Here is a 23,454-nt window from a genome sequence, read left to right as displayed (position 1 = left end):
TTTCCAGAGACCTGCCATGGGTGAAGTCAGAATCAAGGCCAGATTGCGCAATTTCGTCGATGTCGCCTTAGCCGAACGCGGCGGCGGGACTGTGGATCGATTGCCAACGAGCGAACTCGACTGTCTGGTAGATACCGGGGCCGTGATGATATTGTTGCCAGCCGATGAGGTTGGAAAACTCGGTCTAGCGCGCGGTGGGCGAGTCATCGTGACCTATGCCGATGATCGCCGCGAGGAGTTGTCGACCGCACGCGGCCTGGAAGTGACCGTTCTCGGACGCACCATGGTCACGGATTGCGTCATCGGCCCGCCGCTGTGCGAGCCGTTGCTCGGTCATTTGGTGCTGGAAGAACTGGATCTGGTCGTCGATTGCGCACGCCGCTCCCTTGGACCACGCCCGGAATCGCCGAATCTGCCGCTGCTCAAACTGAAGTAAGCGTCTCGACCTCGAACCCGACCACGGTGCGCGTCTCCCGCGAGAACTCGACGCCGATCAGATGAATGGGTCCGCTCTCGTTCCGGTACTTATCGGCATAGCCGCGCGCCTTGATCTGCGCCAGCGCCTGGCCCTCCGGTTCAAGCTCGACCACCTTGAACTCAAACAGCCACACCGCGCCCTGAAAGCGCAGCGCCATGTCGAGCCGCCCCTGACGGCTGGCGTCCTCCAACCGGATCTCTAACCCCAGCGCCGCGAAGTAGGAATAGAACACGCTGGCGTAATAGCCTTCGTATCGAGCGATGGGATTGGCGCGGTGCCAGTCGTTCGGGATGCTAGCGAAGAACGCCTCGAACAGCGCGCGCAGTTCGGCCGTGTCACCGGCCTGGAGCAACTGGAGCAGCCGCAACCGATTGGCGAAAGCGCGCTGTCCATCGACACCATAGCCGATCAGCAGCGCGGCATTCAGACTGGTCTCGACCTCGTGATTGGGATAGCCGAGGGTATAGACCCAATAGCCGGTCAGCGGCTGCTCGACGGCATGGAAGGTCAGATAACCGGTCTGCCACAGCAGGGCGTCGCTGTCGATGTGCTCGACATCAAAGCTGGACAACAGCTCTAGACTGGTCTGGCGTCGCGTCAGATCGGGCGTGAAATAGCCACGCTGGGTCAGGAGTTCGATCAGAAAGGTCGGCGTTCCCGTTTCGAACCACCAGGGCCGAAATTCGCGCTCCTGAAACAACAGCAGCACATCGAAGGGGTTGTAGACCGACTCGCCTGTCCAGTTGTAGCCATTGTACCAGCGACGGATCTCGTCACGATCCAGGCCCGGAAGTTCGGGTGCGAACACCGTCTCCAGATCGTGCTCGGTATAACCGCACAGGGCCGAATACTCGGACGATACCGTAATATCGCGCAGATTGTTCAGCCCCGAGAAAATGCTGACCTTGCTGAACTTCGAGACTCCGGTGATCAAGGCGAAGCGGATATGGGCGTCCTGAGCCTTGATGACGGAGTACAGGTCGCGCAGACCGGCGCGGATCTCACGCGCTACCTCGGGGTGGAGCAAATTGTCCAGGATCGGTTTGTCGTACTCGTCGACCAGGACCACCACCCGCTCGCCCGCAGCGGCATGTGCGGCGCGGATCAGACCCGATAATCGCCCAGAGCGGCTATGCCCCGGCTCATAGACGCCCAGGCGCCGTTCGTTCTCCTCCAACTGCTCATCGATCTTGGCATCGAGATCTGCGCGATTCTCCACCACGCCCTCGGTAAAATTCAGGCGCACGACCGGCGCACGGCGCGACCAGTCCCAGCGCTCGTGGATGAACAGCTCGCGAAACAGTCCCTCGTTGCCGGAAAACAGTTCGGCGATCGTATCGATCAGCAGCGATTTGCCGAAGCGGCGCGGGCGCGAGAGGAAATAGTATTTGCCCTCATCGATCAGACGCCCGATCAGCGGCGTCTTGTCGACGTAATAGCAGTCATCCTCGCGGATCTCGCGGAAGGTCTGGATGCCGATGGGCAGCTTGCGACGCGGTGATGTCATAGCAGGGACTGTTGAGTGTTCGACGATAGGTGTTGTCTGGATTCTAGGGTAAGGTCGCGATCACGGCTAGAATGCTTCGATCCATCGTCAAACGCTTTTCCGCCGACTATGCGCAAGAACAAACGCTCATCCAGTCCGCGCGTTCCGAACCGTCTCGGAACGCGCTCCACCGCCATCGCGTCCATGCCATCTCAAGCCGAGCAGGACGCACTGGTCGCGTTGTTCAACGCCGGGCGTCTGAGCGAGGGCGAGACGATGGCGCGACAATTCACCGAGCGTTATCCAAACGCGGCCTTTAGCTGGAAGGCGTTGGGCACGGTTTTGCTGGCGGTCGACCGGAATCGGGACGCGCTGCCGATCCTGGAGCGCGCGGTCGCACTCGCCCCGCGTGACAGCGAAGCCATCAACAGTCTGGGCAAGACACTTCAGGATCTGGGGCGTGCCGAGGAGGCGCTAGAGTGTTTTATCCGCGCTCTGAAGATTCGGCCGGACTATTCCAGCGCCCTGATCAATCGCGGCAACGCACTCGCCCGACTTGGCCGTCACACGGAAGGTCTGGCCTGCCTCGATCAGGCACTGTCGTTGAATCCGAACGCCCCGATTGCCCACAATGACCGGGGCAACGTGCTCAAGGCGCTGGAACGATTCGAGGACGCGCTGGCCGCCTATACCCAAGCCCTCGCGCTCAAGCCGGAGTTTGCCGAGGCGCACAACAACATCGGCTCCGTACTGCGTGATCTGGGGCGGTTCGAGGAGGCGCTGGAACACTATCGGCGGGCGCTGGAACTGAAACCGGATTTCTTCATGGCCAAGAGCAATGCCGCTCATTGTCTCAAGCGCCTGAGCGTCCGGCACGATCAACCCGGCGTGCGCACACTCCTGCTCAGGGCGTTGCGCGAGTCCTGGTGCCATCCGGGTGAACTCATGGCGGTCTGCGTCGCCTTCATCAAGATGAATCCGCTCGTCCAGGCGGGCCTGCGTCGTCTCGACCAGACCGCCTCGCTGTCGCCCGAGGATCTGTTTGGACCGGCTGGACTCCTGGGTCTGGCGGATGACGCGCTACTGATGAGTCTGCTGGAAACCGTCCCGGTCGCGGATGTCGATCTGGAGCGTCTGCTGACCGGCATCCGGCAGGCCATGCTGGAGACAGTCGCGCTGAATGGGGCTGGCGCTCCATTAACGGCGGCCCCGCTACGCTTTTTCGCCGCGCTGGCCACGCAAGTCTATCTCAATGAATATGTCTTCGCGGTGAACGAGGCGGAACGTGCGCGGATTGATGTGCTGAAAAATGCGCTGACCATCGCGCTCCAGCATCAAGCCACCATCTCGGCGCCTCATCTGCTCGCGCTGGCAGCCTATGTTCCGCTCGATACGCTACCTGGTGCCGCGACCTTGCTGGAACGCATGTGGCCGGAACCGGTCATGGGTGTTTTGATCCAGCAGATCCGCGAGCCGCTGGAACAGGCCGAGTATCGCCACACCATGCCCTGTCTGACCGGGATCGCGGACGACGTTTCAGTGCAGGTGCGCCATCAGTACGAAGAACATCCCTATCCGCGCTGGATCAAGGCCGGGATCGTCCCGCCCGCACCGACCATCGACGCCTATATCCGCCAGCAATTTCCCAGGGCGCGGTTTCAGCCGCTGCGTAAAGAGACGGATGTCTCGATTCTGGTCGCCGGTTGCGGCACCGGGCTGCATTCGCTCGATACCGCCCGGCGCTATCCGGACGCACGGGTGTTGGCCATCGACCTGTCACTGAGCAGTCTCGCTTACGCGCAACGCAAGACGGTCGAGGCCGGTATCGCCAGCATTCGCTATGCCCAGGCGGACATCCTGCGCTTGAGCGAACTGGCCGCGTCGGATACCGGCGAGGCGTCATTCGATCTCATCGAATCCGTTGGGGTGTTGCATCATCTGCAAGACCCGGTCGCGGGCTGGAAGGCGCTACTGTCGCGTCTGCGGCCGGGCGGATTCATGTCGATCGGACTCTATAGCGAAACGGCACGCCGCCCCGTGGTCATGGCGCGCGAGCTGATTGCCCAACAGGGGTATCAGGCAACGGTTTCAGACATTCGCCGGTTTCGGCAGGAACTCATCGCCAGGCGCGACGAACCCGAATACCGTCACTTAACGCAGGGAAGCGATTTCTTCACCCTGAGCGGCTGTCGCGATCTGCTGTTTCATGTCAACGAACATCGCTTCACTCTGCCGCAACTGGCCGGGTTGCTGCGCGAACTGAAGCTGAACTTTCTGGGTTTCATCCTCGACCAGTCGGTCATCGACCTCTATCGGCAACGCTTCCCTGACGACCCGTCCGCGACCGACCTGGAGCATTGGCACCAGTTCGAGCAGCAGAACCCAAGAACCTTTGCCGGCATGTATGCGTTTTGGGTGCAGAAAAGTGGGTTGAGGGGCTGAGTGTCTGTCCGGTGCCGTGTCTCAGTGCCGAGCCTCATCAGGGTCATGCTCCGCCGCCGCCAGCGCCTCCATGATGGCCGCTTGAATCCATTGCCCCAGATCACCTTCAACCTGGCGATGATCGAACGCTGCAATTGGCGCGAGGAAGGGACGGTTGATATGAATCTGCAAATCGTCCGGGAGGGAATCGGCCAGCCAGGGCATGAGTTCCAGCATTTGCGTGATTGCATCCAATACGGCTTGAGAGTCACCGAGTTCAGCATGTAGGCGAATCAAAGCTAAACTCGTGCCAATGTGCTGGTCGCCGTTCGCGTTCAAGGCCTGAAACTGATCCCGGCTTTTGATGAGCCGGCTATGCCGTTCGTTCAGTGAGCAGGTTTCGTCTTGGGATGCCAGATAGGCATCGAGTGCCTGCTCATAGTCTGACCAATGAATATCCCTCGCACGATCAGCAATCTGCCAGCCAATCAACAGCGGTTGGGCATAGGGGTAGGCGGCAAGTTGGGTCGGCCAGCGATGTTGGTTCATGAATGTTCTCGATTGTGATGATATCGCAGGGAACGCAATTCGAGTCGCGTCCAGAGTCTCTCGCAGAATGGGCAGGATGCTGTGTCCATCTGAACCCATGTTAAACCACCGTCGCACACCAGTGCTGCCACATGTTGCGATAGGCCTGCTCGACCCGGCGCGCAAAGCCGGCCTCGTCTCGCCAGAGACCGGTTTCCAACTCACCGCGCAAGCTAGCGCGGACGGTCGCCAGGCGCTCCAGATCGCTCGCCAAGGCTACAGCTTTCTCGATGTAGTCATCCTCAGTGCTGGCGATCCACTCCGCATGCCCCGCACCCGCCAGTATCATACTGCCGATGCGTCCCACGCTGGGGCGCTCGGCGAGCGTGACGAAGGGCACGCCCATATAGAGCGATTCGATCAGCGTGGTGCCGGAGTTGTGAGGAAAGCAGTCCAGGCCGATATCGATGCCGCGCAGCACGTCCCAGGGCGGACTGTGACAGCCGATCTCTAGGCGTTCAGGGCCAATGCCGTGCGCACCGAAGCGTTCGGCCAGTCGGGCTTGCATGGACTGCGTGGCGAAGTTCTTGCTGTCGATCACCAGCCGCGCGTCGGCTACTTGCTGGAGGATCGCCGACCAGACGCGGATGGTGCGGTGATTGATGCGCACGCTGCGCGTGAGGGTGCCAAAGGTCAAGTAGCCTCGGCTCAGCGCCGGCAGCGGCCCTGGCTCGCCCATGCCCTCGTCGGGTCGATAGACGAGCGAGGGGGGCGCGAGACGCCAGGGCTGCTCGGCAAACAACCCCTCGCTGCCTTCCGGCACCATGACCGGATCGCAGAGAAAATAATCGATGGCTCGCAAGCCGGTGGTATAACCGTAGCCCATCCAAGATACCGAGACCGGCGCGGGACGACGCGCGAAGACCCCAAGGCGATTGCTGGCGGTATGGCCAGCCACTTCCACCAGGATATCGATCCCGTCGGCGCGGATGCGCTCGGCCAACGCCGCGTCGCTCAATCCCCGCGTCGCGACCCAATGATCGACATAACCGCGATAGCGCGCCGTGACCCGATCCTCGCACGCCAGCTCGGCGTAGGCGGTGATCTCCACTTCATTCCGGTCATGCCGTGCCAGCAGTGGTTCCAGAAAATGACGCGCGGAATGCTCACGGAAATCCGGCGACACATAGCCGACACGCAGGCGCCGCGCGGGATCGCGGGTATTGCCATGCGCTTGCCAACTGGATCGATGCGGCTCACCAAAACGTCGGTCATAGTCCTGATAGGCTGCAAAAATATCCTCGGCCGGTTTGTCTGGGTGGTAATTCAAGACGAACAGCGCATTCGATAGCGCAATCGAAAAGTCAGGATCAAACTCTAAGGCCTTGGCATAATCGACCAGTGCATCATCCAATCGCCTCATTGAAAACAGCGCATTGCCACGATTGATCATGGAAAACAGTATATTTTCGCGATCAGTCAGAACTGCGGTGCCATTTTTTTCGAGCATCTTGGCATGGATCGCCAAGGCTCGATCATAACAGGCCAGAGCCTCGTCGATACGCTCCATGGCCTGTAAAGCCAAGCCCCGATAACTGTGTGTCTCGGCATTATTGGGAGCAATGGCCAATGCCCGATCATGGGTTGCTAATGCCTCCTCGACGCATCCCAATTCGCGCAGCAACTTTCCTCGATTGTTAAGCGCCTTGACATAGGCTGGTTGAATTGCCAAGGCTCGATCATAACTTTTCAGCGCGTCATCATGCTGCCCCAATGCATGCTGCGCCGTCCCCTGGTTGTTCCAGCACTCGGCGAATTCAGGCTGCAACTCCAGCGCATCATGATAAAGCTGCAATGCCTCGTGAAATCGCCCCAGAATTTGATAAGCACGCGCCAGACTGTTGAGCGTCTCTGCGTCCTGCGGAGCGAGTCGGCTGGCCTGTTCCAGTACCGATACGGCGTCTTGGCTGCGGTCATCCCGCACCATCAGGGTGCCAAGCACTTTCCAACCGAAGGCATCATCCGGATCACGTTCGGTCAATGTCCTTGCCAGCGTTTCGGCCTGCGCGAGTTGTCCGGCCCGCAGCCGTTCGAGCAGCATTTCATGGTCGCTGGTCATGGTGCGCGCTCCTGCCCGATCAAGATTTCGCTCAACATGCAAGTTGATTTTCGTTGATTGCGGTTGAATGCTTCAGGCACCAGCGTTGCCACATCTCGCGATAAGCCTGCTCGACGCGCCGTGCAAAGCCGGCTTCGTCACGCCAGGGACCACGTTCCAGCTCGTCGCGCAGACTGGCGCGGATCATGGCCAGACGTTCCAGATCGCCCGCCAGCGCGACCGCCTTGGCGATATAGTCCTCCTCGCTGTCGGCGATCCATTCCGCACGGCCTGCCCCCGCGAGCATCAGACTGCCGATGCGTCCCACGCTCGGACGTTCGGCCAGCGTGATGAAGGGGACGCCCAGATAGAGCGATTCGATCAGCGTGGTCCCGGAGTTGTGCGGAAAGCAGTCCAGGCCGATGTCGATGCCGCGCAGCACGTCCCAGGGCGGGCTGTGGCAGCCGATCTCCAGGCGCTCGGGGCCGATGCCGTGCGCGGCGAAGCGCTCGGCCAGCATCTGTTGCATCGCTTCAGTGGAAAAGTCCTTGCTATCGACGACCAGTCGTGAGCCGGGCACCTGCTGGAGGATCGCCGACCAGACGCGGATGGTGCGGTGATTGATGCGCACGCTGCGCGTGAGCGTGCCGAAGGTGAGGTGTCCGCGATCCAGTGCCGGCAGTGGTCCAACCTCGCCCATGCCCTCGGCCGGGCGATAGACCAGCGAGGGCACGTCGAGCCGCCACGGCTGCTCGGCAAACAGCCCTTCGCTGCCGTCCGGCACCATGACCGGGTCGCAGAGAAAATAGTCGATGGCGCTCAGTCCCGTGGTATAGCCATAACCCATCCAGGACACCGACACCGGCGCGGGACGACGCGCGAAGATCCCCAGACGGTTGTTGGCTGTGTGTCCGGCCACGTCGATCAGGATATCGATGCCGTCGGCGCGGATACGTGCAGCCAAATCGGCATCACTCACGCCTTTGGTCGGCACCCAGTGGTCAACGTATTTTCGATAGCGCGCCGTGACAGCATCGTCCCGCGTCAGCTCAGCATAAGCGGTCAACTCCACCTGTGACTTGTCATGCTGCGCCAGCAGCGGCTCCAGAAAATGGCGCGAGGAATGGCTGCGAAAATCCGGCGAGACATAGCCGATGCGCAGGCGCCGCATGGGATCAGGGTCGTTCGCGTGCGGCTGCCAGCTTGCGCGGTGCGGCTCGCCGAAACGCTGGTCGAAATCCTGGTAGACGGCAAAGATCTCCGAAGCCGATTTGTCCGGGTAATAGTTCAGCGTGAAAAGCAATTTGCTATAAATCGAGTAATCGACACTGATGGCCAATGCCCGGCGGTAAGCGGACTCTGCTTCATCGAGATTACCAAGATACTGATTGGTATTACCCAGAATGACGAGCATTTCAGGGTGTTCGGACTGAATCAGCGAGGCTAACTGCTGGGATGCCAAAGCCTTCTGGTCGATGGGGTTGTGCTCCGCATGAATCGCCATTGCTCGCTGATAGGTAGCTAGCGACTCATCGAGTCGCCCGAGATGCTGGAGTGCATTGCCGAGATTAGACAAAATCTTGGGGTGACCGGGCTGGAGCATGGCTGCACGCTCATGGCAGGCCAGGGCTTCGTCCAATCGACCCTGTGCGATCAGAGCGTTGCCCAGATTGCTGTAGGCATCGGCCTGATTCGGCTGAATGGCTACCGCTTGCCGAAAACAGGCCAGTGCCTCGTCCAGGCGCCCCAACTCGCGCAGGACGGAGCCATGATTATTGAGTGCTTTGACATGCTGTGGGTCGATGGCCAACACTCGGGCGTAATACGCCTGAGACTCTTCAAGCCGGCCCATGGTCTGTAACAGGCCCGCCAGGTTGTAGATGGCGGCGACAAAGCCAGGTGACAGTTTGGCCGCCTGTGCATAACGCACACCAGCTTCTGCGAGTCGCCCCAGATCCTGAAGTGCCGCACCGAGCGTATTCAGTGATTCGGAATCCTGCGAATCAAGCCTGAGGGCTTGTTCAAGGGCGGCAGCGGCTTCCTGATTCCGCCGGCTCTGCTGCAGGATCGCGCCTAGCAACTTCCAGCCAAAAGCATCGCTGGGATGACGCTCGATCCATTGTCTGACCTGTGTTTCGGCCTCGGCATAGCGACGCTGTTCAAACAGCGCCAGCAGGGCATCGGCCTCCCGTTCGGACGCGGCATCCAGCGCATCCCGAGGGCTTTCATGCAGATTACGATCAGTCATGATTCACACCCCCGTTGAGACAACGAACAATCGGGATAAAAATCCTCATCGAAGAGCTGCTCTACCGAGTAGGGACAATCAATTGGGAAGACTTCCGGAGCCAAAGCGGTTTCTTTGATGGCCAGCCGCCGCGCTTCAGTGTATGCCTCTGTCATCGCCAGATGAAGCGATGATTTGAGGCTTGGGACTTTTTTAATCAGGAATGAAATTTGCGTGCGCTGCTCGATGATGGTCTTACGCCAGCTTTTCCCCTCGAATTCCTTCCATTGCATCGCCAGCATCTCCAGTTGAAATTGCCATTTCAGCAAATGCGCGATCAGGATAATGAACCGGCTTTCAAGCTCTCGAAGGTTGCTTTTACCCATCTCTTCCAGCTCTTCGATGAGATGCTCCACGTCAATCTCGCCGGTTTTGCCCTGCCTCAATAGAAAAACTTGGCTTTGCACCCAGGCATCAAAGTCGCGTTCGTAGATTTCAGCAGAGTAGTTCATGACGTTTTGATCCCGGAAAAATGTCATTTTAAAGCGGGACGGGGTATTCACCCTGTCCCGGACGTTTGACTGCCCCAGAGCGTCAGCGCGCCTTCAAAACGTTCCGAACGGGGCGAATGCCCCGTCCGGCCCGGGAGCGATCCCGCACCAGCGCCGCCACATCTCGCGATAGGCCCGTTCGACGCGCCGCGCAAAGCCAGCCTCATCGCGCCAGGGGCCGCGTTCCAGTTCGTCGCGCAGACTGGCGCGGATCGTCGCCAGCCGCTCCATATCGCTCGCCAGCGCAACCGCTTTGGCGATGTAGTCGTCCTCGCTGTCGGCGATCCATTCCGGATGTCCCGCGCCGGCGAGCATCAGACTGCCGATGCGCCCCACGCTCGGACGTTCGGCGAGCGTGACGAAGGGCACGCCCATGTAGAGCGACTCGATGAGCGTGGTGCCGGAGTTGTGCGGAAAGCAGTCGAGGCCGATGTCGATGCCGCGCAGCACGTCCCAGGGTGGGCTGTGGCAGCCGATCTCCAGGCGCTCCGGGCCGATGCCGTGCGCGGCAAAGCGCTCGGCCAACATCTGTTGCATGGCGGTTGTCGTGAAGTCCTTGCTATTGACGACCAAGCGTGAGCCGGGTACCTGCTGGAGAATCGCCGACCAGACACGGATGGTGCGGTGATTGATGCGCACGCTGCGCGTGAGCGTACCGAAGGCCAGATATCCGCGACCGAGGGCCGGTAGTGGCCCAACCTCGCCCATACCCTCAGCGGGGCGATACACCAGCGAGGGCACGTCGATGCGCCACGGCTGCTCGGAAAACAGATGTTCGCTGCCCTCCGGAACCATCACCGGGTCGCAGAGGAAATAATCGATGGCACTCAGTCCCGTGGTATAGCCATAGCCCATCCAGGACACCGATACCGGCGCGGGACGCCGGGCGAAGATCCCTAGACGGTTGTTGGCCGTGTGCCCGGCCACATCGATCAGGATGTCGATCCCGTCGGCGCGGATGCGCGCGGCCAAATCCGCATCACTCAAGCCCCGTGTGCTGACCCAATGATCGATATAGCGGCGATAACGAACCGTCACAGCGTCTTCGCGTGACAGCTCGGCGTACGCGGTCACCTCCACCTGTGACTTGTCGTGATGGGCCAGCAGCGGCTCCAGAAAATGGCGCGAGGAGTGACTGCGGAAATCCGGCGAGACATAACCGATACGCAGGCGCCGCACGGGGTCGCGGTCGTTAGCATGCGCCTGCCAGCTGGCACGATGCGGCTCGCCGAAACGCCGGTCATAGTCCTGATAGGTTGCAAAAATGTCTTCGGCGGATTTGTCCGGATGATAGTTCAAGGCGAAAAGCCAGTTCGTCAGCGCCATCGCCGCATTCGGATCGATGGCCAAGGCGCTTGCATAATCCACCAAAGCATCATCCAGGCGCCCCAGGGAAGCGAGGACATTGCCACGATTGATCAGCGTGGCCGCTTCATTCGGTTTAACGTGTTGGGCTTGATTGAAGGATGACAACGCCTCATCGAGACGTCCCAGATCTCTGAATACATTTCCGCGATTATTCCACCCGACCGCCTGATCCGGCTTGAGCGATAAGGCTTGATCCAGACAGGCCAGGGCATCGTCGAGCCGGCCTTGATGCTGCAAGACATTCCCCAGATCGATCCGCGCATAGACATGATCCGGCTTGATCGCCAGGGCCTTCTCGAAGCAGGCGCGCGCCTCTTCAAGCCGTCCGAGCGCCATCAGGGCCAACCCCATGCTGTTGTAGGCATCCGGAGAGTGAGGCTTGATGGCAATGACGCGCAGATAACAGGCCAGAGCTTCTTCGAAACGACCGAATTCCTGCCAAAGATTGCCCAGATTACCGTGTGCCTCCGCCAGATCAGGATTGAGTACCAGGGCTTGACGATAGTGGGTTTCGGCTTCATCCAGGCGCCCCAGATCCTGCATGGCCAGCCCCGTATCGTTGAACGCCTCGGCAAACTGAGGATTGATGTTCAATGCCTGGAGATGATGCGCCAGTGCCTCGTCCAGATGACCAAGTGTGCGCAGGACGCTGCCGAGATTGTTATGCAGCAAGGCATCCTCGGGCGCGAGCGCCAGCGCCTGCCGGTAATACGCTATTGCTTCATCATGACGCCCAAGTTCGCGTAACAGATTGCCCAGATGATTAAGGACATCCACCGAATCGGGTTCGCGCTGGGACGCGCGCATGAAAGACGCCAACGCCTCATCCAGGTGCCCGAGCGCATGGAGAGCAATGCCCATGCCATACTCGACCCCGGACAGATGCGGTTTAAGTCTGATGGCGCGCCTGAAACCATCTAGGGCGTCCTCGTGACGTCCAAGATCGCAGAGGACATTGGCCATGTTATGCCAGGCCTCGGCAAAGTCGGCGTTGAGCGCGACAGCCTGCTCCAGGCAGGCCAGAGCTTCGTCAAAACGGCCAAGGGACTGGAGTGTGCTGCCCAGATTGTTGTGCGCCTCGACAAAGGTCGGGCTGATCGCCAGGGCATGCTGGTAATGATCGAGCGCCTCGTCCAGTCGGCCAAGCATCTTGAGCGCATTGCCGAGGCTGTTCAGACAGGCCGCATCAGCAGGATCGAGCGCGAGTGAACGCTCGAATGCGGAGAGCGAATCCTGGATCTGGCCGCACTCAAGTTGGGTGATACCCAGAACCTTCCAGCCAAAGGCATCGTCAGGATGATGGATCGTGAGACGTTGCGCGACGACCTGCGCGTCCTTCAGTCTTCGTGCCTCATACAGCGCAATCACAGCTTGCTGTTCGTCCAGGGATGCCGTCGTGATCGTTCGGCGTGAATCAGACGTTGGCCGCCGTTTTCCGGCTTTATCTTGATGCTCAACTAAAGGCGACGGGTGCGTTTCATGTCCGATGGTGCTGTCTGTCGTTTCGGCTCCAACACACCAGTGCTGCCACATCTCACGATAGGCCTGCTCGATCCGGCGCGCAAATCCAGCCTCGTCACGCCAGGCACCATGCTCCAGCTCATCGCGCAGATTGGCGCGGATGGCCGCCAGACGCTCCGGATCGCCCGCCAGCAACAGCGCCTTTTCGATGTATTCGTCCTCAGTCGTCGCGATCCATTCGTCATGTCCGGCACCGCTCAGGATCAAGCTGCCGATACGCCCTACACTCGGTCGATCGGCGAGTGTGATGAATGGCACCCCCATATAGAGCGACTCAATCAGCGTAGTGCCGGAATTATGCGGAAAGCAGTCCAGGCCGATGTCGATGCCGCGCAGCACATCCCAGGGCGGACTGTGGTAGCCGATCTCCAGCCGCTCGGGGTCGATGCCGTGCGCGGCGAACTGTTCAGCCATTCGGGTTTGCATCGATTGGGTGACAAAGGCCTTGCTGTCGATCACCAGACGCGACTCTGGTAAACGCTTGAGTAATGTCGCCCACACGCGAATGGTGCGATGGTTGATGCGAATCCCGCGTGAAAGGGTACCGAACGTGATGAAGCCTCTACTCAATGCCGGCAGCGGGCCAACCTCGCTCATCTCCTCGGCTGGTCGATAGACCAGCGATGGAACCGCGATTCGCCAGGGTTGCTCGGCAAACAGCGCCTCACTGCCCGGCGGGACCATAATCTCATCGGTGAGAAAATAATCGATGGCGCTCAAACCCGTGGTATAGCCGTAACCCATCCAGGACAGCGAGACTGGCGCAGGACGCCGGGCAAAGACGCCCAAGCGGTTGCCCCCAGTATGACCGGCCAGCTCGACCAGAATATCGATCCCGTCGGCACGGATGCGCGCACTCAATTCGTCATCGCTCATCCCGTTTGTTTTGACCCAATGATCGACATGTTGCCGGTAACGCGCGGTGACGGCATCCTCGCCTGTCAGCTCGGCATAAGCTGTGATTTCCACCTTAGACTTGTCGTGATGGATCAGCAACGGCTCCAGAAAGTGGCGGGCGGAGTGTTTATTGAAATCGGGCGAGACATAACCAATGCGCAGCCGGCGCTTAGGATTGCGGTCATTGTCATGTTGTGCCTGCCAACTGGATCGATGCTCGCCAAAACGCCGATCAAAGTCACGATACGCCGCAAAAATTTCCTCGGCCGGCGTGTCCGGGTGATAATTCAAGACAAACAGTCGATTGGAATAAATGGCAGCAAGATCAGGCTCCAGGTTGATCGCCCGATCATAAGCCGTGAGTGCTTCATCCAGGCGTCCCTGTTCCTGCATGGGTCCGGCAAGATTGTTGTAAGCGTCGGCAAAGTCAGGATTGATCGCCAGCGACCGTCGAATACATTCCAATGCCTCATCCAGACGCCCCATGTCACTGAAGACGGATCCTAGATTGTTATGTGCTTCAGCCAGATCGGGGTCGAACCGGATCGCCTGCCGGTAGCTGGAAACAGCCTCTTCCTGGCGCTTCAAGTTCTTTAACGTCACACCTTTGCTATTGTGTGCAGCCGCATATTTTGGGTCGATCTCAAGCGCGCGATTAAAACAATCCAGTGCCTCTTTCAGACGACCAAGGCTTTGCAAGGTATTGCCAAGAGTATTGAGGCACTCAGCATTTCGTGGATCAATGCCGATAGCACGCAGGAGCATAGTCAGTGCGTCCTGGTATTTTTGACGCTTGAATAGCATGGTTCCAGCTGCCTTCCAGCTGAAGGCGTCTTGCGGATATTTTTCGACCAATCTTCGGGCGACGTTTTCCCCCTCGGCAAACTGTTTTTGACGCAGGAAATTCAACACCCTTCGCTGCTGCCACATAGGGACAGTGCCCGATGAGGGTTCTGTCACAGCGGTAGGGTTTGTCTCTAACGCGCGGTTAAAATAATCAATCGCCTCATTCAGGCGACCAAGGTTGTGCAGAGTATTGCCGAGGGTATTGAGGCATTCGACATCGTGTGGATCGATGTCGATGGCACGCAGAAGCATGGTCGAAGCCGCCTGGTACTGCTGGCGATTGTAAAGCATCGTTCCCAGCACCTTCCAGCCGAAGGCATTTTGCGGATAATGCTCGGTCAGTTGACGTGCGACGACTTCTCCCTCAGCGAACTGACCCTGACGCAGTAAATTCATCACTCTTTGCTGTTGCCACACAGGGATAGCGCTTGATGAGGGTTCCGCGCCGGCGGCAGTGTCCGTCGGTTCAATGGCGAGACGTTCACACAGCGCCATTGCGGCTGGAGTGTTGAGTCCGATCGCCTTCGCCCGCTCCATCACCGAACGCGCCTCGTCGATCTGTTGCGCGACGAGCAAACCCTCTGCCAGCGAGAGCCAATAGCCGCCCATGCCTGGAGCCAGTTCCAGTGCCCGCCGAAGATGCGCCAGACCTGATTCGTGTCGACCACGCTCGATCTCGATCACGCCCAGATTGTGATGGGCTTCGGCATGCCCTTCATCCCGCGCCAGAATCTCGAGATAAAGGTTCTCCGCTGCCTCCAGACGACCGGCACGATGATGAATCAGGGCTTCGTTGCATCGATCTGTCGTTTTATTCATGGCGCCGAATGGATTCCATTATCTGACTCGCCGCAAATAACCGTCTGGTGCGACGGTGATCATCAGCTTATGTTGAATGCTGTAGTCGATCTCGAATTCAGGGTGGCGCTTGAGATAGGCCCGCACGGCACTCTTGGGATTGTTACCCGGCCCCCAGGGGCGATCAGGATACATATCGGCAGGCAAGTCTTCGATTATGGTGTCAAAGACGACGCAGTAACTGTCGATACTGGTCAATGGAGCGTAAGCTTCAAGCTCGGCGAGCACATGCTCATGGGTATGCATGGAATCCAGACAAACTAGGATGCGATTATGATTGGCGGCAATGGCCTTGACCTGCTCGACGATGTCCGGCGCGATACTTGAGCCTTCGATCATCTGAATGCGCGAAGCCATGGGGTGCGCTTCGATGGCGGCACGATTGTGAGCACGAATGTCGATGTCGATGCCGAGCACACGGCGCTTGGGCTTGGCAGGGTCGAGAAGGGTTCCGGCTTCAACCGCATCGTTGTAATCGAGCAGCGCCAGCATTGAGGCACTGAGGATCAGCGAACCGCCATGGGCGATGCCGGTTTCGATGATCAGATCGGGTTTGACCGACCAGATCAGTTCCTGTATGGCGACAATGTCTTGCGGATATTGAATAATGGGGCGATCAAGCCACGCGAAGTTATAGCAATATTTTGGCTGTGTCGATACATGAAGAAATGCCTGAGCAGCCGCTGCCATCTGGCGGTTCTCTCCATTTTCCGCAATGCGGGCAGAAACTTCCTGCTTGAATTCGCTCATGTTAAATTCAGCCATGGCCGATGCCTCATTCAGGAGTAATGATTCAAGACAAGACCTTGACCGGTTGGAAGCTCAAGAACCTCAAGCCCGTATTCTGCAAACAAAGGATCTTCGGCTTCTTTTTGTTGATGATATGCATGCCACCCATAATCATCTAAAATAATCACTGCACCCGGTGCAAGGACGGGGATGATCTGCCGCAAGGCACCGACTTCAGCCGGTGCCTGATTAAGATCAATATGCGCAAAAGCAATTTTTTCAGGAAAATTTAGCGCAAAAGAATCCGGGACATATCCCTTGACAACCTTTACGAATTCATATTTATCGAATCGCGCGCAGACTTTATTATAAAGATCAGGCCCATGTTCAGGCATCGCATGATTGATGTCTTTTTCAGAGTGATCAAAGGCATCATAAATAAAATAGCTTTTACCTGTTGCCGCTAGGTCCGCTTCTTCGAGGATAATATTAGCAGTATTTCCCTCATAAGCACCGACTTCTACAAAGTCGCCATTAATGGCTTTTGCGTATCGCGCAAACCAGCAGAGAATATAGGTTCTCCAAATAATTGATAACTCGATATTGTTAGTTGAATTGCGACGCACCGTATCCCAAAATCTTTGGTTACCCAAGAACCCCAGATTTTTGTTCCAGGTGATGAGGTTGTCAGAACAAAAAAAGTGATCTGGGGTCGAGATGCTTTTTCGGATTCCTTCTACACATCGAGCAAACGCCTCAGGATCAGATACATTAAAATTTAAGCCCGTAAACCACATATGATTTTCTATTGCCTCAGATGTTCTATAAACGACAAGCTAGGCGTCCAACCTAATGCCCTAAGCTTGAGATTTTCTCCGACCAACAGGCATGGCTCTCCTGAACGTTCCGTTATCCGATCCAGGATCAAGCGTGCATCCACATTGTAATGACGCGCCATAATTTCGACCAAATCGCCAATCCGCACAGGCTCCCCCGAACTGATGTTGTAAGAGCCATTCGCGCCAGATATCAGTAGCGTGATCAATCCTTCGGCTACATCCGATGCATGCAGAAAGTCTCGATACGCTCGCGCATTCACGCCAAAAGGTGCTCTTCTGCCCTGAAAAGCTTCGATCAGCGAAGGAATCAGACGTTGGCTGGGTTCGCCTTGGCCATAAGGCAGAAAGATTCTGCTCCAGGCGCAGGGAACCTGGGCCTGTTTGCACACCCCCGCAACCAGCCGACGGGTCGCATCCTTGGCAACGCCGTAGAGCGTGGTCGGATTCAGGGGCGTAGTGTCCTCGCGGCAGTAACCGTAAGACCAGTCATATTCCGCACAGGTGCCCGCCACCACTACTTGACGTCCTCCGGCACGGCAAAAAGCTTCGACGAGGCGGACGCTGGCCTCGCTCCAACGCAGATTGAGCGGCGAAGTCCAATAGTGACCATGTTCGGCATACCAAGCCAGATGGAGCAAATGCGTCGCGGCCGTGCGGTCACAGAGCTGATTCAACTCGATATCCGTGGCCGTCAGCAGATCAATCGCTTGAAATTCGCCCGATGCCGGCGAATGCCGCCCAACAGCTATTGTTGCGATTTCGTAACGCTGCAAAGTTTCTAAAACATAGCGCCCAATGAACCCGCTTGCGCCGGTCAATACAACCTTCATGAATGAACGCCTCACCGGCAGCACTGATAACTCCCTGACTTCAGTCAGGATGAAACTCAGGATTCAAAATTTCATTTTCCAAAGTGGTCGCTCAGGACGCGCTCATCATAAAAGCTGATTGTGTGCATCTCAGTAGAGTCTGTTTCAATCGAAGCAGCTGACGGTTCTAATGGTGGCTAGGCCCGTTACGCAACGCCCTGACCTCTTCCACGGATAATCCGGTCAACTCGGCAATGGTGGCTTCATCGAGCGCCGTGCGCTGGAGCATGGCCAGAGCCGTTGAACGCTGATTTTCCTGACGACCTTCAGTACGTCCCTCAAGACGTCCCTCAAGACGCCCCTGCTCGCGAATCTCCGCATTCCACTGTTCGACCCGTTGTTGCAACATGACATGCACCTCATGGAAATCGTCGATATCCGGCAAGCGAATTCCCGGACGCTTGCGCCGGATGAAACTCTTGTAGATCCAGCGCCCGAAGGCCCGCTTGAGGCTATCCAGCGCCTGGCTGTCGAGCACCTCGACCAAGCGCGCATAGACCGCCAGCCAGGTGGGTTCGTCACGCGCCTTCTCCAACTGAAACAGTGCCACCGCCAGATTGCGCACCTCCAGCGGATAGTCCGCATTCCCGATGATCGCCCCCTCATCGAGTAGCAGATAGGCCCAGTGCGGCCGATAGGCTTCCAGCCCGCCCGGAACCGCCTCGATCAGCGTGTGCAGATCGGTCGGTGCCGACCAGCGACTCTCGCCATTGTAGAGCACGATCGGCAGCACCGGCGGCAGAAGGTCATCGTCGGTCAGCGCCTGACGCGCCAGCAGATCCTGATACAGCAGCGAGACATAGTTGGCGATACGCACGCCCATGAAGGCATCGACCCGGCTCTGGAACTCGATCAGGATATAGACATAGAGCCAGCCGTCGGCCCAACGCACGCGCCAGATGACATCATCCTCGCGTTCACGGAAATCGTCGGTGATGAAACTGGCCTTGACCGCCTCCAGCGATCCCAGATCCACCGAGGCGACCCAGCGCTCATGCACAAAACCGGTCAACAGATCACGCACCATCTCCGGATGCGAGAACAACTGTTTGTAGCTGTGGTCATGATGGCGGGGGCGGCGAGTGCCCGCGTTTGGACGGGGCTTGGCGGGTTTACGGGAGCGGGGTGTCTTGGGCATAGCGAGATGGATTCCGAACGATCGTGAGTGAAAGGCGCTCAATCACCACAGTTGAAGCCTTGGCACAGCCGTGACGAACCGACCGCCCCAGGCTCGAACCTCCGCAAGCTGCCGCATCACCTCGTCGCGCAGATTCCACGGCAGGATGAGTACATACTCAGGCCGGGTCTCGGTCAGCCGTGATTCATCGACGACCGGAATCCGGCTCCCCGGCAGATAACGCGCCTGCTTGGCCGGATTGCGATCGACGACATAGGCTAGCAGGTCGGGGCGCACACCGGCATAGTTCAGCAGCGTGTTGCCCTTGGCGGCGGCACCATAACCCACGACCTGCCGCTCCTCCCGCCGTGCCTGAAGCAAAAAGCCTAGCAGCTCATGACGAATCGTCTCGGCGCGCGCCTGGAAATCCGAGTAAGCCGCCGGCGTTTCGAGTCCGGCCGCCCGTTCCCGTTGCAGCAACGCATCAACGCGAGCTTGGCGTGGCCAGCGTCCCGTGTCGGCACGCTGCGCATAGACCCGCAGACTGCCGCCATGGGTCGGCCATTCCTCGACATCGAAGACGCTCAGACCATTAGCTCGGAAGATCCGCTCAACCACGCCGAGCGCGAGATAGGAAAAGTGCTCGTGATAGAGCGTATCGAACTGCGTCTCGGCGAGCAGGCGCAACAGATGCGGAAATTCGAAGGTCGCCAGACCGGACGGCTTGAGCAGCCGGACCACACCGCGCACGAAATCATCGATGTCGGGCACATGAGCGAGGACATTGTTAGCCACCACGAGATCGGCCGCCTGGCCTTGAGCAACCAGGGTTTCAGCCAGCTCCAGACCGAAAAAGTCCCCAACGATCGTCAGCCCCTTGGCACGCGCGGCGGCCGCCGTCGCCGTCGTCGGCTCAATGCCGAGACAGGGGAGGCCGCGTGCCTGGACGTATTGCAGCAGATAGCCATCGTTGGCGGCGATCTCGACCACGCGATGGCCGGTATCCAGTCTAAACCGCTCGACCATATCGGCTACATAACGCTCGGCATGCGCAAGCCAGGTGCTCGACACGCTGCTGAAATAGGCGTAATCGGGATGAAAGAGCGCGTCGGCACGGGCAAAGTCCTGGGTCTGCACCAACCAGCAGTGCTCGCAGACGAGAACACGCAGGGGGTACCAGATCTCGGGCGCTTCCAGATCCTCGTCGGTGAGATAGGCGTTGGATGGCGGCGCGCTGCCAAGATCGGCTAGCGTGAGCCTGAGCGGCGCGCGACAGTGGCGGCAGCGTTGTTCACTACTCACAGCCGCAGTCCCTCGAATGAGGCGTCGATCAGCGGATGCGCCCGGTCTCGGGGTGAAAGCTCAGTGATCGACACCGGCCAGCGGATGGCGAGCCGGGCATCTTCGGGATGCAGTCCAGCCTCAGACGCGGGCACATACTCGGCCGTATGCAGATAGAGTAGTTCGACATCATCGCTCAGCGTCTGAAAGCCATGGGCGCAGCCCTCGGGAATCAGCAGCATCCGTCCGTCACCAGCACTGAGCCGTTCGCCATGCCACTGCAGGAAGGTCGGCGATCCGGCACGCAGATCGACCGCAACATCGAAGATCTCGCCGCGCAGACAGGTGACGAGCTTGATCTCGGCGTGCGGCGGGCGCTGGTAGTGCAATCCACGCACAGCACCACGCTGACGGGTCAGGCTGCGATTGATCTGCACGATCGGCTTGCCGCCCGTCAGCGACTCCAGCTCACGCGCACAGAACAGCCGTTCGAACCAGCCGCGTTCATCGACGATCGGCTGTCGCTCGACAACGACGACATCATCGAGCGCGGTCGGCTGAACACAAAAACGCGCTCTCACTCGTAACGGGCCAGCCATGAATCCAGATCCGCGCTGGTGCTGAAGTCCAGCAAGGCTTCACCAAGGTCTTCGAGTCGCTCGAGCGGCAACGCTGTGATGCGCGCCTCCCGCTCAGACGTTAGCGGCCCGAACCGGCGCTTTAACAAGCGCAGAATCAAGGTGCAAGCTTCACGCTGCCGGCCTTCCTGCCGACCTTCCTGCCGGCCTTCGTCGTGCCAGATCGGTCGATTCTTCTCAACGATCTCCCGATAGGCGCGGGTCTGTTCCAGCGGGGTCAGTTCACCAAGCATGGCAAGAATCTCCTCCAGGGTCAGATCATCGAAACGGGCCAGCAACCAGGATTGAAACACATCCAGGCACTGGCGCCGGGCGAAGTCGGGTAACGAACTTTGTTTGAGACGACGATAGGCCGAGGGCACCTGCTCGCGCAACCGGGCGCGATCCTCGACCAGATAGGGCAGGAACGCCGCCAACAGCGGATGCTCGGGGTCGCTCGTTTGCAGCTGATCGAGCACCTTGACCAGATACAACCGACGTAGCGGACAATGCGTCGTCGCCTTGATGAGACAGTCATCCCAGGGCGGTGTCTTGGGATCATGGCCAGGACTGATGAACAGCAGCAGGCCACGCACCTCGCGCCCCGGATAACGCTCACCCAGCAAGCCCATATCGATCAGCAAGCGGTGATAGATCGCCGGATCACGCCAGGCCTGTACCTCGATGGCCCAGATCGGCTCGGCCTCATCCTCAGGAACCACCACGCCGTCGATGCGCCGCTCCAGTGCCTTGACATCCAGCGCGTCGAACCGATAACGGCCCTCGATCCGCAGACCGGTCAGTCGATACAGAAACTCAGGATCGGCTCCCAACAGCAGGTAGATGTGCTTGTCGCTATGCATCGCGTTTGCATCTGATCGATGCTTCTGAGGCTACAGCCTGATGGATTGATAATCGCGGATCTGCTCGCGGGTGACAACCTGCATATCGGCTCCCGCGCGCCAGGCATGATGCCAGTCGAGTGTGCGCTCCAGGGCCTGACTCAGACACCAGCGCGGACGCCAGCCGAGCCGGGTGCGCGCTTGCGTGCTGTCGAGATCGAGTCGCACCGACTCGCGCGGCCCCGGATCGGGATCGGATTGCCAATGTCCCTGAGTGAGCTCGCACAGCCGGCGCACGACCTGCTCCACCGGCCAGGCATCGCCCGGATCCGGGCCGAAGTTCCAGGCCGTCGCCAGCTCGACCTCCTGGGCCTGAAGACGCTCGGCCAGGCTCAGATAGCCGGCGAGCGGTTCGAGTACATGCTGCCAGGGGCGGATCGCGTGGGGCGCGCGCAGACGCACCGCTTCACCGGCATCGAGCGCGCGCAACACATCGGGGATCAGCCGATCCTGTGCCCAGTCACCGCCGCCGATGACATTGCCGGCGCGCACACTGGCGACCTGAATACCGGCCTCGGCGAGAAAGGCGCTCCGATACGCCTGGGTTACCAGCTCGGCAGCGGCCTTGCTGCTGGAATAGGGGTCATGACCGCCGAGCGGATCGTTTTCGCGATAGGGCCAGACCCATTCACGGTTGTCATAGCATTTGTCGGTCGTCACCACGACCACGGCGCGCACACTCGGGCACTGGCGCACGGCCTCCAGCAGATGCACGCTCCCCATGACATTGACGGCATAGGTCGCGACTGGATCTGAATAGCCCGCGCGCACCAGCGGTTGCGCGGCGAGATGGAAGACGATCTCGGGTGCGGCGTCCAGGATCGCCCGGTTCAGGGCCGACGGATCGCGCACGTCGCCGATGACGTGTCCCGACAGACACTCAGCCAGACGCGCGACGCTGAACAGATTGGGAGTGGTTGGCGGTTCGAGCGCATAGCCATAAACCTCCGCCCCCAGCTCGGCCAGCCAGAGCGCCAGCCAGCCGCCCTTGAAGCCGGTATGTCCAGTGATGAAGACGCGACGCTGTTGCCAGAACTCGGGTGTCAAGTCCAGCACTTCCAAGGCGCATGTCCCGAGGCCCAGAGGGCTTCGAGATGATTTTTGTCGCGTAGAGTGTCCATCGGCTGCCAGAATCCATGGTGCTCGAAGGCCATGAGTTGACCTTGAACACTAAGTTTGGGAAGCGTATCACCTTCCCAGGTCGTTTTATCGTCGGCGATGAGGTCGATACAGCGCGGCGAGAGCACGAAGAAACCACCGTTGATCAGGCCATCCCCACCGCGTGGCTTTTCGATGAAACCGGTGACGGTCGACCCGGCGCGCTCGATGGCGCCATAACGCCCTGGCGCCGGCACGGCGGTGACGGTGGCCCAGCGTCCATGTTCACGATGAAAGGCGATGACTCCCCGGATGTCGACATCGCTCAGCCCGTCACCATAGGTGAAACAGAACGCTTCCTGATCGCGCAGATAAGGGGCGACCCGTTTCAGACGCCCACCGGTCTGAGTACCGGCGCCGGTGTCGACCAGCGTCACCCGCCAGGGCTCGGCCTGATGCTGGTGGACTTCGAGCCGGTTGTTGGCCAGATCGATGGTGACGTCCGACATGTGCAGGAAATAGTTGGCGAAGTATTCCTTGATGATATAGCCCTTGTAGCCGCAGCAGACGACGAAGTCGGTCACGCCGTGATGGGCATAGAGCTTCATGATATGCCACAGGATCGGCATCCCGCCGATCTCGATCATGGGCTTGGGCCGCAGATGCGATTCCTCGACGATGCGGGTGCCCAGTCCGCCGGCGAGGATGACGGCCTTAATAGTG

Annotated in this window: 17 protein-coding genes; 2 read left to right on the top strand and 15 right to left on the bottom strand. The window is 59.2% G+C overall.

Annotation, left to right across the window (positions count from 1 at the left end; genetic code table 11):
- Positions 1–16 precede the first annotated feature (16 nt).
- Positions 17–436, top strand: a complete 420-nt coding sequence (locus GJ668_RS05970; protein ID WP_155449232.1) for a pepsin/retropepsin-like aspartic protease family protein — start codon at positions 17–19, stop codon at positions 434–436.
- Here the strand turns inward: GJ668_RS05970 and GJ668_RS05965 are convergent.
- Positions 423–1,985, bottom strand: a complete 1,563-nt coding sequence (locus GJ668_RS05965; RefSeq protein ID WP_155449231.1) for an ATP-binding protein — start codon at positions 1,983–1,985, stop codon at positions 423–425. The two genes, GJ668_RS05970 and GJ668_RS05965, sit on opposite strands and share 14 nt — an antisense overlap.
- A 183-nt stretch (positions 1,986–2,168) precedes the next feature.
- Here GJ668_RS05965 and GJ668_RS05960 point away from each other — a divergent pair, with 183 nt between their 5' ends.
- Complete coding sequence (locus GJ668_RS05960; protein WP_246194651.1) at positions 2,169–4,406, top strand: tetratricopeptide repeat protein; 2,238 nt, start codon at positions 2,169–2,171, stop codon at positions 4,404–4,406.
- Between the two features lie 21 nt (positions 4,407–4,427).
- Here the strand turns inward: GJ668_RS05960 and GJ668_RS05955 are convergent, their stop codons facing one another.
- The 14 genes from GJ668_RS05955 to rfbF form a co-directional block, all read right to left on the bottom strand.
- Positions 4,428–4,934 (bottom strand): hypothetical protein, encoded by a 507-nt coding sequence (locus GJ668_RS05955; protein WP_155449229.1) that lies wholly within the window; start codon positions 4,932–4,934, stop codon positions 4,428–4,430.
- Between the two features lie 100 nt (positions 4,935–5,034).
- The gene (locus tag GJ668_RS05950) at positions 5,035–7,032 is read right to left on the bottom strand and encodes an O-linked N-acetylglucosamine transferase, SPINDLY family protein (protein ID WP_155449228.1); all 1,998 of its coding nucleotides are present in this window, start codon (positions 7,030–7,032) and stop codon (positions 5,035–5,037) included.
- A 31-nt stretch (positions 7,033–7,063) separates the two neighbouring features.
- Positions 7,064–9,259, bottom strand: coding sequence for a tetratricopeptide repeat protein (locus tag GJ668_RS05945; protein WP_155449227.1), 2,196 nt, complete (start codon positions 9,257–9,259; stop codon positions 7,064–7,066).
- Positions 9,256–9,750, bottom strand: coding sequence for a DUF29 domain-containing protein (locus GJ668_RS05940; RefSeq protein ID WP_155449226.1), 495 nt, complete (start codon positions 9,748–9,750; stop codon positions 9,256–9,258). Before GJ668_RS05940 ends, GJ668_RS05945 begins: the two co-directional genes overlap by 4 nt.
- Positions 9,751–9,843: 93 nt before the next feature.
- Positions 9,844–15,240, bottom strand: coding sequence for a tetratricopeptide repeat protein (locus GJ668_RS20530; protein WP_246194650.1), 5,397 nt, complete (start codon positions 15,238–15,240; stop codon positions 9,844–9,846).
- A gap of 18 nt (positions 15,241–15,258) precedes the next feature.
- On the bottom strand, positions 15,259–16,044 hold the full coding sequence (locus tag GJ668_RS05930; RefSeq protein WP_246194649.1) for a cephalosporin hydroxylase family protein: 786 nt from the start codon (positions 16,042–16,044) through the stop codon (positions 15,259–15,261).
- 14 nt (positions 16,045–16,058) lie between these two features.
- Positions 16,059–16,805, bottom strand: a complete 747-nt coding sequence (locus GJ668_RS05925) for a class I SAM-dependent methyltransferase (protein ID WP_155449225.1) — start codon at positions 16,803–16,805, stop codon at positions 16,059–16,061.
- Between the two features lie 8 nt (positions 16,806–16,813).
- Entirely contained in the window at positions 16,814–17,677 is an 864-nt protein-coding gene (locus tag GJ668_RS05920) for an NAD-dependent epimerase/dehydratase family protein (protein ID WP_155449224.1), read from the bottom strand.
- Between the two features lie 166 nt (positions 17,678–17,843).
- Entirely contained in the window at positions 17,844–18,854 is a 1,011-nt protein-coding gene (locus tag GJ668_RS05915) for an Rpn family recombination-promoting nuclease/putative transposase (protein WP_155449223.1), read from the bottom strand.
- Positions 18,855–18,896: 42 nt separating this feature from the next.
- Positions 18,897–20,135, bottom strand: a complete 1,239-nt coding sequence (locus GJ668_RS21070) for a methyltransferase domain-containing protein (protein WP_186342914.1) — start codon at positions 20,133–20,135, stop codon at positions 18,897–18,899.
- Positions 20,132–20,713: a dTDP-4-dehydrorhamnose 3,5-epimerase gene (rfbC, locus tag GJ668_RS05905; protein WP_155449222.1), complete on the bottom strand. Its 582-nt coding sequence runs from the start codon at positions 20,711–20,713 to the stop codon at positions 20,132–20,134. Before rfbC ends, GJ668_RS21070 begins: the two co-directional genes overlap by 4 nt.
- On the bottom strand, positions 20,692–21,594 hold the full coding sequence (locus GJ668_RS05900) for a DUF2887 domain-containing protein (protein WP_155449221.1): 903 nt from the start codon (positions 21,592–21,594) through the stop codon (positions 20,692–20,694). Before GJ668_RS05900 ends, rfbC begins: the two co-directional genes overlap by 22 nt.
- 30 nt (positions 21,595–21,624) lie before the next feature.
- A complete protein-coding gene (gene rfbG / locus GJ668_RS05895; protein WP_343032183.1) occupies positions 21,625–22,689 on the bottom strand; it encodes a CDP-glucose 4,6-dehydratase in 1,065 nt (354 codons plus the stop codon).
- Positions 22,677–23,450, bottom strand: a complete 774-nt coding sequence (gene rfbF / locus GJ668_RS05890) for a glucose-1-phosphate cytidylyltransferase (protein ID WP_186342917.1) — start codon at positions 23,448–23,450, stop codon at positions 22,677–22,679. The genes rfbG and rfbF overlap by 13 nt, the downstream gene beginning before the upstream one ends.
- Between the last annotated feature and the right edge of the window lie 4 nt (positions 23,451–23,454).

It is taken from the genome of Allochromatium palmeri (assembly GCF_009720725.1).
Lineage (GTDB): Bacteria > Pseudomonadota > Gammaproteobacteria > Chromatiales > Chromatiaceae > Thermochromatium > Thermochromatium palmeri.
Note: the sequence above shows the minus strand (reverse complement) of the source record. Positions and strands in the feature narration are given on the sequence as shown.

Excerpts from the sequence above, each read along its gene's own strand:
- GJ668_RS05925 (WP_155449225.1), bottom strand. The coding sequence starts at position 16,805 with ATGTGGTTTACGGGCTTAAATTTTAATGTATCTGATCCTGAGGCGTTT.
- rfbC (WP_155449222.1), bottom strand. The coding sequence starts at position 20,713 with ATGGCTGGCCCGTTACGAGTGAGAGCGCGTTTTTGTGTTCAGCCGACC.
- GJ668_RS05915 (WP_155449223.1), bottom strand. The coding sequence starts at position 18,854 with ATGCCCAAGACACCCCGCTCCCGTAAACCCGCCAAGCCCCGTCCAAAC.
- GJ668_RS05945 (WP_155449227.1), bottom strand. The coding sequence starts at position 9,259 with ATGACTGATCGTAATCTGCATGAAAGCCCTCGGGATGCGCTGGATGCC.
- GJ668_RS05960 (WP_246194651.1), top strand. The coding sequence starts at position 2,169 with ATGCCATCTCAAGCCGAGCAGGACGCACTGGTCGCGTTGTTCAACGCC.
- GJ668_RS05955 (WP_155449229.1), bottom strand. The coding sequence starts at position 4,934 with ATGAACCAACATCGCTGGCCGACCCAACTTGCCGCCTACCCCTATGCC.
- GJ668_RS05970 (WP_155449232.1), top strand. The coding sequence starts at position 17 with ATGGGTGAAGTCAGAATCAAGGCCAGATTGCGCAATTTCGTCGATGTC.
- GJ668_RS20530 (WP_246194650.1), bottom strand. The coding sequence starts at position 15,240 with ATGAATAAAACGACAGATCGATGCAACGAAGCCCTGATTCATCATCGT.
- GJ668_RS05930 (WP_246194649.1), bottom strand. The coding sequence starts at position 16,044 with ATGGCTGAATTTAACATGAGCGAATTCAAGCAGGAAGTTTCTGCCCGC.
- GJ668_RS05940 (WP_155449226.1), bottom strand. The coding sequence starts at position 9,750 with ATGAACTACTCTGCTGAAATCTACGAACGCGACTTTGATGCCTGGGTG.
- GJ668_RS05965 (WP_155449231.1), bottom strand. The coding sequence starts at position 1,985 with ATGACATCACCGCGTCGCAAGCTGCCCATCGGCATCCAGACCTTCCGC.
- GJ668_RS05900 (WP_155449221.1), bottom strand. The coding sequence starts at position 21,594 with ATGCATAGCGACAAGCACATCTACCTGCTGTTGGGAGCCGATCCTGAG.
- GJ668_RS05920 (WP_155449224.1), bottom strand. The coding sequence starts at position 17,677 with ATGAAGGTTGTATTGACCGGCGCAAGCGGGTTCATTGGGCGCTATGTT.
- GJ668_RS05950 (WP_155449228.1), bottom strand. The coding sequence starts at position 7,032 with ATGACCAGCGACCATGAAATGCTGCTCGAACGGCTGCGGGCCGGACAA.